Here is a 10,263-nt window from a genome sequence, read left to right on the forward strand (position 1 = left end):
ATCTGTAAAAGTATAAAAATCAGAGCGAACTCTGTTTTATTTTTCCGTTTTCTGTGGAATCACAAAAATGAAGATCAGCGAACTGACAAACAGCATTCCCGGATAAAAAAGCTTCGGAATGATCTGAAATGCAGAAATCTCACTGCCAAGCTCATGCACTGCCGAAATTGCCACCAGCATCTGCGCGCCATACGGAATCACTCCCTGTGAAATACAGGAAAAAGTATCCAGAAGGGATGCCGTCTTTCTCGGTGTGATCTGATAATCGTCTGCCATTTCCTTTGCAATTGGATTGGCCATCACTATTGCTACGGTATTGTTCGCTGTTGCCACATCCAGGAGCGCTACCAAAATACCAACACCCAGCTGACCACTTTTCGGTCCCTTAAAAACACGGTGAATCACATCCAGCAATACATCAAAGCCACCATTTTCCCGGATCAGCGCACACATTGCAGCAACCAGCACTGCCACCATACAGGTTTCAAACATCCCGGACACACCAGATCCCATGGCAGCAAGCATTTCATACGGTGTTACCTGCCCCATTGCGAGCATGATCACCGCGCCGGACACAATTCCTGTCAGAAGTACCAGGAAGACATTGAACCCGGCGATCCCGCCGACCAGCACCAGCACATACGGAATGATCTGCGTCAGATTGTATTCGTGCGTAACTGCCGTTCCGATCTCTGCCCGGAAAGAGCTGATCAGGATCAGAACCAGCGATACGATCGCCGCCGGAAGTGCGATCCAGAAATTTTCCCGGAATTTATCTTTCATCTCACATCCCTGCCCGTTGCAGGCAGCAATTGTTGTATCTGATATGAAAGAAAGATTGTCCCCGAACATGGAGCCTCCCATCACCGATGCCACGCAAAGCGCCAGGGAAAAACCGGACGTCTGCGAAACTGCCGCCGCAATCGGAGTCAGAAGGGTGATCGTCCCAACCGAAGTTCCCATTGCTGTTGAAACAAAACATGCAACCACAAACAGAACGGCAACCGCAAACCGTGCCGGGATGATCGATAGCATAAAATACGCCACACTCTCTGCACTGCTTCTTCCAACCACTCCCACAAAAGTTCCCGCCGTCAGGAAAATCAGCAGCATTGTGATAATATTCTTATCTCCAATTCCCCGTCCCATAATCTCCAGCTTCTCATCAAAGCCAACCTTTCTGTTCTGCAGACACGCGACCAGGAGTGCCGCCAGAAACGCCACTACGATCGGTACATTATAAAACCCCATTGGAATTTTCATTATGTATTCAAATAAAATACCCAGTCCCAGATAAAATATCAGAAATACACCGACCGGCAAAAGTGCTGCACTTTTTCTTCTTTTTTCCATATATTCACCTCTCATCTGCTTCTATTGCTTCCCGGATCTTCCCAAAAACTTTTCCATATCCGGAAAACAGACAGCAATACTTCTCCTTATCATAGCATATCCTTCTCTTTTCCCGCAATAAGGGAAATACAGGAAGTTCCCGCAGAAACCGTATAAAAATACACTTTTGCACAAAAAACAGAAGTCTGTCTCTGTTTTTTCAGGACAGACTTCTGTTTTTTACATATACATTTTACAGATGCCAGATATCTCTGTTGTATTCAGCAATGGTTCTGTCAGATGAGAAATATCCTGCTTTTGCGATATTCACAACCATCTTCTTTGCCCATGCCATGCGGTCTTCATAATCTGCGTAAGCCTGTTCTTTCTTCTGGATATAATCTTTCACATCAAGAAGTGTCATGAACCAGTCTTTACGAATCAGTTCTGCATGCAGTTCAAGAAGCAGGTATTTATCTCCGATACGGAGAAGTTCCGGGCTGATGATAAAGTCTACCAGTCTGCGGATCTCTTCATCATTGATATAGTAATCAACTGCATTATAATCCATCTTGCGGTAATGCTCAATAACCTGTTCACTGGATTCTCCGAAGATGTAGATATTTTCATCCCCTACAAACTGATGGATTTCTACGTTGGCTCCATCTTCTGTTCCCATTGTCACAGCCCCGTTCAGCATGAATTTCATGTTACCTGTTCCACTTGCTTCTTTGGATGCAAGAGAAATCTGTTCAGAAATATCACAGGACGGGATCAGCTTTTCTGCCAGTGTCACGTTGTAGTTTTCTACCATAACCACTTTCAGATACGGTGCAACTTCCGGATCGTTATCAATCAGCTCCTGCAGGCAGAGGATCAGATGAATGATATCCTTTGCAATAATATAAGCCGGTGCAGCCTTGGCTCCAAAGATTACCGTGATCGGAGTCTCCGGTTTCTTTCCGCTCTTGATCTCCAGATATTTATAGATCACATATAACGCATTCATCTGCTGACGCTTGTATTCATGCAGACGTTTTACCTGAATATCAAAAATTGAATTTGGATTGATTTCCAGTCCCTGTGTTTCTTTTAAGTAAGCTGCCAGATCCTCTTTCTTTTTCTGTTTTACCACAAGAAGACTCTTTAAGGTTTCCTCATCATTTACATAATCAAGCAGTTTTTCAAGCTTTGTTGCATCTTTTCGGTAATCCGGTCCGATCTTCTCATCCAGCCATGCAGTCAGTTCATGGTTGCAGTGCAGCAGCCATCTTCTGAACGTAATACCATTAGTCTTGTTGTTGAATTTCTGTGGGTAAATGTCGTAGAACGGTTTCAGCTCTTCATTTTTCAGGATCTCTGTATGAAGATAAGCAACTCCGTTGACACTGTATCCATAATGGATGTCCATATGAGCCATGTGTACACGATTCTGGTCATCGATAATATGGACTCTCGGATCTTTATATCTTCCCTTAATTCTTGCATCCAGATCACGGATGATCGGAACGATCTGTGGTGCAACCTGCTCCAGATAATCAACCGGCCATTTTTCCAGTGCTTCTGCGAGGATGGTGTGATTGGTATATGCGCAGGTCTTCTGTACGATCTCAATCGCCTCATTGAAGTCGATCTGTTTCTGAACAAGAAGACGGATCAGCTCCGGAATAACCATAGAAGGATGTGTATCGTTGATCTGGATCGCCACATGCTCATGAAGCTTTCTGAGATCATATCCCTTTTCTTCACACTCGCGGATGATATACTGTGCTGCATTGGAAACCATAAAATACTGCTGATAAATACGGAGCAGATTTCCTGCCTTGTCGCTGTCATCCGGATAGAGGAACAGCGTCAGGTTCTCACGGATATCGTTCTTATCAAAATTGATTCCGTTTCCAACGATTGCATCATTTACCGTCTCTACATCAAAAAGATGAAGTTTGTTGCTTCCGCCTTCGTATCCGGTTACATCAATATCATACAGATGGGAACGAAGACTGAAATCCTTGAACGGGACTTCAAATGAAATACCGGTATCATTGAGCCAGCTGTCTTTTTCAATCCACGGATTCTTCTGTTCATCCTGTTTGTGGTCGGTAAATACCTGTTTGAACAGACCCATATGATAGTTCAGCCCGATTCCGTCTCCCGGAAGTCCGAGTGTTGCAATGGAATCCAGGAAGCAGGCTGCCAATCGTCCAAGTCCACCATTTCCAAGAGACGGTTCCGGTTCAACTTCTTCGATCTCTGCAAGATTTTTCCCATGCTTTTTCAGCACCTCTGCTGTCTCATCATAAATTCCAAGGTTGATCAGGTTGTTGGATAAAAGCTTTCCGATCAGGAATTCTGCGGAAATATAATAGAGTTTTCTCTTTCCTTCGTTCTTCGGTCCTTCTTTGATCCGTTCCTTTGTCAGTGTAAGCAGCGCATAATATACCTGTTCATTCGTTGCCTGTTCAAGTCCTGTCTGGAATTTCTCCTGTAAAATCTCTGTCAGTCTTGCTTCCATGTTCTTCTACCTCCTGTAGTTGATTCTCTTTCTTTCAGTGTTGCCGGAAGATATTTTCCTTCCTGGCTTTTCTTTGTTTCTATCATGTCAAACAGAATCCCGACAGACTGTCTCGCGATCTCTTCGACCGGCTGCGCCATCGTAGTGATCGCCGGCTGATAAAATCCGGTATAGTCAAGTCCGTCAAATCCTGCAACCGCCACATCTTCCGGAATCCTTTTTCCCTCTTCCAGAAGCGCCTTGCATGCACCAATCACCATCAGATCGGAAATTGCAAATACTGCGGTAAATTCTGTTTCTTTTTTCAACAGTTTTTTCATCATCCGATATCCGTTTTCCATCGAATAAGTGGTATCTTCTTCATCCAGATAACAGATTCTTTCCTCATCCGCTTCCAGGCCATGTGCCTTTAGTGCTTCCCTGTAACCTTCCAGTCTGAGTTTTCCGATGTTCTCATCTTTCTTATCCGAGGCAAGGATTGCAATCTTTTTATGTCCGGTCTCGCACAGATGATCTACGATCTTACGGCTTTCCGCACGGTCGTCAATTGATACATAGGATGCGATACATTTCTCCGGCAGTTTATCAAATGCTGCCGTACTTACAACAAACGGAACCTTTATCTTTGCAATCCGCTCTTTGTTCTTCCTGAAATCCCCACCCAGGAAAATAATCCCTCTGAGCTTTTTTTCTTTGATCAGCTCCAGTGCGGTATCGACCTCATCCTGATCCTTTCCCATATGCTGGATAAAAAAGGAATATTTCTGTCTGCGGATCTTTTTTTCCATTACCCGCATCATCGTCGCGAAAAATGGATTATCAATCTCCTTTACCAGAATCGCAATGGATTTCGAATCGGTCCGTTTCAGATTCCTCGCACTGTTATTCGGCACAAAATTTGATTCTTCAACCGTCTTTAAAATCATCTTTTTGGTCTCAGGATTGATATCCGGATGATTGTTCAGCGCACGGGACACGGTGCTGACTCCGACCCCGCACTTCTTCGCAATATCTTTAATCGTCATTCCCATTTTATTTCTTTTCTTCTCCTAAGTCCTCTGCATCTTCAGCCTTAAGGAGCATCTCTGTCTTCTCCGGAATCCTGCAATAAAGTTCTGTCATCCTGCGGATCTTTTTCACAAGTTTTTTTGAGATCTCATCCCTATGAAGTCTCCAGATCCAATTACCGCCAAGGGTTGACGGATGATTGATCCTCGCTTCATTACCGAGGCAGAGATAATCCTGAATCGGAATGATACAGGTATCCGCCACGCTCGACTGCGCAAGACGGATGATTTCCCATACTGCTTCATTGATACTGAGTTTCTTTCTTCCCATATAGCGAAGCGCAAACTTCTTATCTTCTTTTTTTAATTCTCTGTACCATCCTGCCAGTGTTTCATTGTCATGGGTTCCTGTGTATACTACGCAGTTCTTATCATAATTGTGCGGCAGATAATTGCTAGGCTCTCTGGAATCAAATGCAAACTCCAGAACTTTCATTCCCGGATATCCGGACTCTTCCACCATCCGGATCACACTGTCTGTCAGGAATCCAAGATCCTCTGCAATAATTTTCACATCACCCAGAGACTCTTTTACCGTCCGGAAAATATCCATTCCCGGTCCTTTTTCCCAATGTCCGAATTCCGCTGTCAGATCTCCGTATGGAATGGAATAATATTCATCGAATCCACGGAAATGATCAATTCGGATCACGTCATAAAGTTCTACACAATGACGGATTCTCTTCATCCACCATGCATATCCGGTCTCCTTATGATATTCCCACTTATAAAGCGGATTGCCCCAAAGCTGTCCGGTTGCACTAAATGCATCTGGCGGACACCCTGCAACACCAGTCGGAAGTCCGTTCTCATCAAACTGGAACAGTTCCGGATGCGACCAGCTGTCTGCGCTGTCAAATGCTACATAAATCGGGATATCACCAATGATCTCAATCCCTTTTTCATTCGCATATGCTTTCAGTGCACTCCACTGTGTTGCGAATTCATACTGCATAAACTTCTGGAACAGGATCCCTTCCTGATTCTCTTTGGCGAATTTTTCCAGCGCAAGCTCATCTCTCAGACGATATTCATCTTCCCATTCGCTCCAGCTTTTCCCACCATTCGCAGCTTTGATCTCCGTATAAAGCGCATAATCATCCAGCCATTCTTTATTCTTCTTACAGAACTTCTGAAAATCTGCATCATCTGCGATCCGGCTTCTTTCATATGCTTTTCTTAAGATCTCATACCTGCAGTTGTAAATCTTTTCATAATCCACATATCCCGCATTATCACCAAAGTCATATGCCTTACATTCATCTTTTGTAATCCAGCCCTTTTTTATCAGCTTTTCCAGGTCTATAAAATACGGATTTCCTGCAAAAGTTGAGAAAGACTGATACGGCGAATCTCCATACCCTGTCGGACCTAACGGAAGGATCTGCCAGTAGCTCTGACCTGCCTTCTCAAGTGTATCTACAAACTCGTATGCTTCTTTCGAAAAAGCACCTATTCCATATTTTGATGGCAGACTTGCCACCGGCAGTAATACACCGCTTGTTCTCATAATATGCACCTCACATCTTTCTACGGTAACGGTTTCGGTATCGGTATCGGTAACGTTTCCAATAATTGTATTATAAAAGCATTGCACATAAAATGCAATGCTTTTTTTCAACTTTTTTAAAAAAATTGATTTAGTTGTTCTCCGGCTTTTCAACCTGCATGATCGCAGACTTCTGCATCGGGATACGGCAGTTCTTGTTGCTTCCGAATTCAACGATTACGTCTTCATCTGTAATATCAATAACAACTCCATAAAAACCGCTTGTTGTAAGAACAGTATCTCCTACAGCCAGTTCAGATAACATAAGCTGTACTCTCTTCTGTTCCTTTTTCTGTGGTCTCATCAGTAACCACCAGAATCCTCCGATAATTACAACGTAAAATAAAATAAGTACGATTGGATTATTCATTTTTCTTTCCTCCTGCTAAAATAGACACTGTTACCATCATACACAATAATAGGACATTCATCAAGACATTTTAGAATTTTTTTATCCTAATCTTCTTTTTCTTCCATTTTTGCCAGTGTCTCTTTCTTAAACTGAGCATATCTTCCCTCTTCGATCGCTCCTCTGATATCTTCCATAAGATGATTATAATAATATAAATTGTGGAGAACGCAAAGCCGCATTCCAAGCATCTCTTTTGCTTTCAGCAGATGCCGGATATAAGCTCTTGAATAACGGCGGCAGGCCGGGCACTGACAGCCTTCTTCGATCGGGCGTTCATCCAGTTCGAATTTTGCATTGAACAGATTCAACTTACCATGCTTTGTATAAACATGACCATGTCTTCCGTTACGGCTTGGATATACGCAGTCAAAGAAATCCACACCTCTGTCTACCGCTTCCAGAATATTCGCCGGCGTTCCGACTCCCATCAGATAAGTCGGTTTGGCAACCGGAAGACAAGGAACTACTGCATCCAGGATCCGGTACATCTCTTCATGTGTCTCACCAACTGCGAGTCCGCCGACTGCGTATCCATCCAGATCCATCTCTGCAATCTGCTGTGCATGCTCAATACGGATATCTTCATAGACACCCCCCTGATTGATTCCGAAAAGCATCTGATGTTTGTTGATCGTATCATCAAGAGAATTGAGTCTTGCCATCTCTTCTTTACATCTTGCGAGCCATCTCGTTGTACGCTCTACCGATGCCTGCATATATTTCCTTTCCGCTACACTGGACGGACATTCATCAAATGCCATCGCGATCGTAGACGCCAGATTCGACTGAATCTGCATACTCTCTTCCGGTCCCATAAAAATCTTTCTTCCGTCAATATGGGAATTGAAGTATACACCCTCTTCCTTAATCTTTCTGAGTCCGGCAAGAGAAAACACCTGGAATCCACCGGAATCAGTAAGGATCGGCTTGTCCCAGGTCATAAATTTGTGCAATCCGCCAAGCTTTTTCACTACCTGATCTCCCGGACGCACATGCAAATGATAAGTATTAGACAGTTCCACCTGTGTTCCGATTTCTTCAAGATCTGCGGTAGAAACAGCCCCTTTGATCGCTGCAATTGTTCCTACATTCATAAATACAGGAGTCTCGATCACTCCGTGTACGGTATGGAAGCGGCCGCGCTTGGCGCGACCGTCCCTTTTTATCAGTTCATACATAAAAATAACCTCTCTCATAAATTTAGTAATGACATACAACCGGTGTTCCGGAATCTACATTGTTGAACACCGTCTCTGCAACAGCATACTGCAAGTTGACACATCCGCGTGACCCATGTTCCAGGTACCAGTCCCCACCAAAATTCGTCTGCCACGGTGCATCGTGCAGTCCGATTCCACCGTTAAACGGCATCCAGTAAGTAACCGGTGATTCCCATTCGTAACTTCCGTCTTCCTTCTTTGGTCCACGAAGGGTTGTATCTTTTTCTTTGTATTTCAGAATATACACTCCCTGCGGTGTAGCATCTCCTCTGCTTGGCTTACCGGTAACAATTGGTCCCTGTGTCACAATTGCACCATTTACAAAAAGATACAGATACTGGTTTGTCAGATCGACTTCAACATAAGTATTCCCCCAGTCTGCTCCGTCATGACTTGCTGCAGTCTGTGAATAATTTGCCTCTCTCGTCACAGTCTCTCCGTTGCGGATATTCGCTTCAAGGGCTGCAATCTCGGCAGCTTCATCAATGATCCATCCATAGTCTCCACCTTCAACCGTTGCACTGTTGCCGCCTCCGGTTGTAAATGTTCTCTTTGTCTGGCAAGTGTCATACTTACTCTCCAGCTGCTGTACATATTTCACGACTGCATCACTGTTAAAGGTAACTGCCATGTTATCATCTACCGTTACCCACTGGGAAATCAGATCTTTATCTACAACTTCTGTATTCGAACCAAAGGTATAAGTGATACTTGCCTTCAGATACTTATTCATATCGTCACATGCTTTCTTCACTTCTTCTGACTCGCTTGTGTATTTTGGTTCTACATAGCAGTCTTCAGCGGTCATGTCAATCTCGCTTTTGAAACCTTCGATTGATTCTTTCACTACCTTTTTGAAGTTCTCGGTATCAATCTTACTTCCTGTCTCCTCAGCTTTGACTACATACGAATTGCCGTCATACTCCGGATGTGCATTTACCGGTTCAACCTGCTGATCTGCCTGCATACACTCGAGACCGTTAATCAGGGTATCCAGCTGGTTTTCGTCATATGTAACACCGACTGATGCCGTAATTGTCTGTGTCTTTCCAAGGCAGACCGGCCACAGAAATGCATTCTGCTCTTTTACGAGCTTCTGCAGTTCATCTCCTGCTTTGTACGCAAGAGAAATATCTGTTCCGGCAATCTTCTCTTCTGTTCCGTCTGATTCCTTCATCGTGAGAACATATCCATCTACCTGACTCTTCATGTATGACTCTACTGCCGAAACTGATTTTCCGGAGAAGTTCACACCGTTGATCTTCGTATTAAAATAGAAATGATTCATGAAATATACGGAAAATCCAAGGTAAACAACCGCTGCCACTCCAACCACAGCGCCAACTACAATTTTAACCACTTTACCGGACTTTTTTGAGCCTTGCTTTTTCTCCCGTTTAGTTCTTCTATGCGGCTTTTCCTCTTCTTCATCAAAGAAAGAATCATCAAAAATTTCTTCCTCATCCGGATTGAATGCTTCTGCATCTCCACTGCTTAAAATATCTGCACTTTTAATAACCGGTGGTACTGCTGTCTCTTCTTCATCCCGCCATTCTTCTGCTCCTTCCAGATCCAGAAGCCCGGTCTCTTCACGAACTACTTTCTTTTTCCGGCGCGGAGCCTTTTTCTTAACCGGTCGATCTTTGTCTGAGGCTGCTTTATGATCCACACCATCACCAGATACGTGATGGCCTGAAGGACGTTTTGTTTTAGTGACTTTCTTTTTCCGCGGTCTTTCTTCGCTTTTCTGTTCTTTTTCATTGATGTCCTTCACCTCACTTACAGTCTGCTCTCTGATCTCTTCCATGATTTCATCTACTGTGCCGTCAAGATTTCTTTCGTTTTTTTCATTCATACTCTTTTCACTCATTTATACTATTGACTTCCTTTTTCACTCAATATGTAGTCATTATAATACGAAGGAGCGTGTAAATACAATACATAACTTTAACTTTCATATTTTTATCACTTGTTGGGATGGGAATCTTCTATTATAATAATGAGGTGATTTTGGGGAAATGAATGATTTGCGTTGTGATGACAAATAGCCTGCAAATAAAAAGTCAAGGCTAAATTGAAGAACATTGAAAATTTTATACAGGTTGAAAACTTGGTATCAAAATAAGACCACCACACCAGTGCTGGTCTGAAAATATTAGTGGATAATTAAG

At 43.4% G+C, this 10,263-nt stretch carries 7 protein-coding genes; all 7 read right to left on the reverse strand.

The features are described 5' to 3' along the window. Positions 1-36: 36 nt before the first annotated feature. On the reverse strand, positions 37-1,353 hold the full coding sequence (locus PGU50_RS04620; protein ID WP_270246221.1) for a Na+/H+ antiporter NhaC family protein: 1,317 nt from the start codon (positions 1,351-1,353) through the stop codon (positions 37-39). 232 nt (positions 1,354-1,585) lie between these two features. Continuing rightward, positions 1,586-3,844: a glycogen/starch/alpha-glucan phosphorylase gene (locus tag PGU50_RS04625; RefSeq protein WP_055155652.1), complete on the reverse strand. Its 2,259-nt coding sequence runs from the start codon at positions 3,842-3,844 to the stop codon at positions 1,586-1,588. After that, complete coding sequence (locus PGU50_RS04630) at positions 3,829-4,875, reverse strand: LacI family DNA-binding transcriptional regulator (RefSeq protein ID WP_118198398.1); 1,047 nt, start codon at positions 4,873-4,875, stop codon at positions 3,829-3,831. Before PGU50_RS04630 ends, PGU50_RS04625 begins: the two co-directional genes overlap by 16 nt. Before the next feature lies 1 nt (position 4,876). Continuing rightward, positions 4,877-6,421, reverse strand: a complete 1,545-nt coding sequence (gene malQ, locus PGU50_RS04635) for a 4-alpha-glucanotransferase (RefSeq protein ID WP_270246222.1) — start codon at positions 6,419-6,421, stop codon at positions 4,877-4,879. 130 nt (positions 6,422-6,551) lie between these two features. Beyond that, complete coding sequence (gene yajC, locus PGU50_RS04640; RefSeq protein ID WP_008374927.1) at positions 6,552-6,830, reverse strand: preprotein translocase subunit YajC; 279 nt, start codon at positions 6,828-6,830, stop codon at positions 6,552-6,554. Between the two features lie 86 nt (positions 6,831-6,916). Further along, positions 6,917-8,050, reverse strand: coding sequence for a tRNA guanosine(34) transglycosylase Tgt (gene tgt, locus PGU50_RS04645; RefSeq protein ID WP_270246224.1), 1,134 nt, complete (start codon positions 8,048-8,050; stop codon positions 6,917-6,919). A 22-nt stretch (positions 8,051-8,072) separates the two neighbouring features. Further along, entirely contained in the window at positions 8,073-9,962 is a 1,890-nt protein-coding gene (locus PGU50_RS04650) for a L,D-transpeptidase family protein (protein WP_270246225.1), read from the reverse strand. Positions 9,963-10,263 lie beyond the last annotated feature (301 nt).

It is taken from the genome of Coprococcus sp. AM11-30B (assembly GCF_027674365.1).
GTDB lineage: Bacteria > Bacillota > Clostridia > Lachnospirales > Lachnospiraceae > Allocoprococcus > Allocoprococcus comes.

Coding starts and splice junctions, on each gene's coding strand:
- PGU50_RS04620 (WP_270246221.1), bottom strand. CDS start 1,353: ATGGAAAAAAGAAGAAAAAGTGCAGCACTTTTGCCGGTCGGTGTATTT.
- PGU50_RS04625 (WP_055155652.1), bottom strand. CDS start 3,844: ATGGAAGCAAGACTGACAGAGATTTTACAGGAGAAATTCCAGACAGGA.
- PGU50_RS04630 (WP_118198398.1), bottom strand. CDS start 4,875: ATGGGAATGACGATTAAAGATATTGCGAAGAAGTGCGGGGTCGGAGTC.
- malQ (WP_270246222.1), bottom strand. CDS start 6,421: ATGAGAACAAGCGGTGTATTACTGCCGGTGGCAAGTCTGCCATCAAAA.
- yajC (WP_008374927.1), bottom strand. CDS start 6,830: ATGAATAATCCAATCGTACTTATTTTATTTTACGTTGTAATTATCGGA.
- tgt (WP_270246224.1), bottom strand. CDS start 8,050: ATGTATGAACTGATAAAAAGGGACGGTCGCGCCAAGCGCGGCCGCTTC.
- PGU50_RS04650 (WP_270246225.1), bottom strand. CDS start 9,962: ATGAGTGAAAAGAGTATGAATGAAAAAAACGAAAGAAATCTTGACGGC.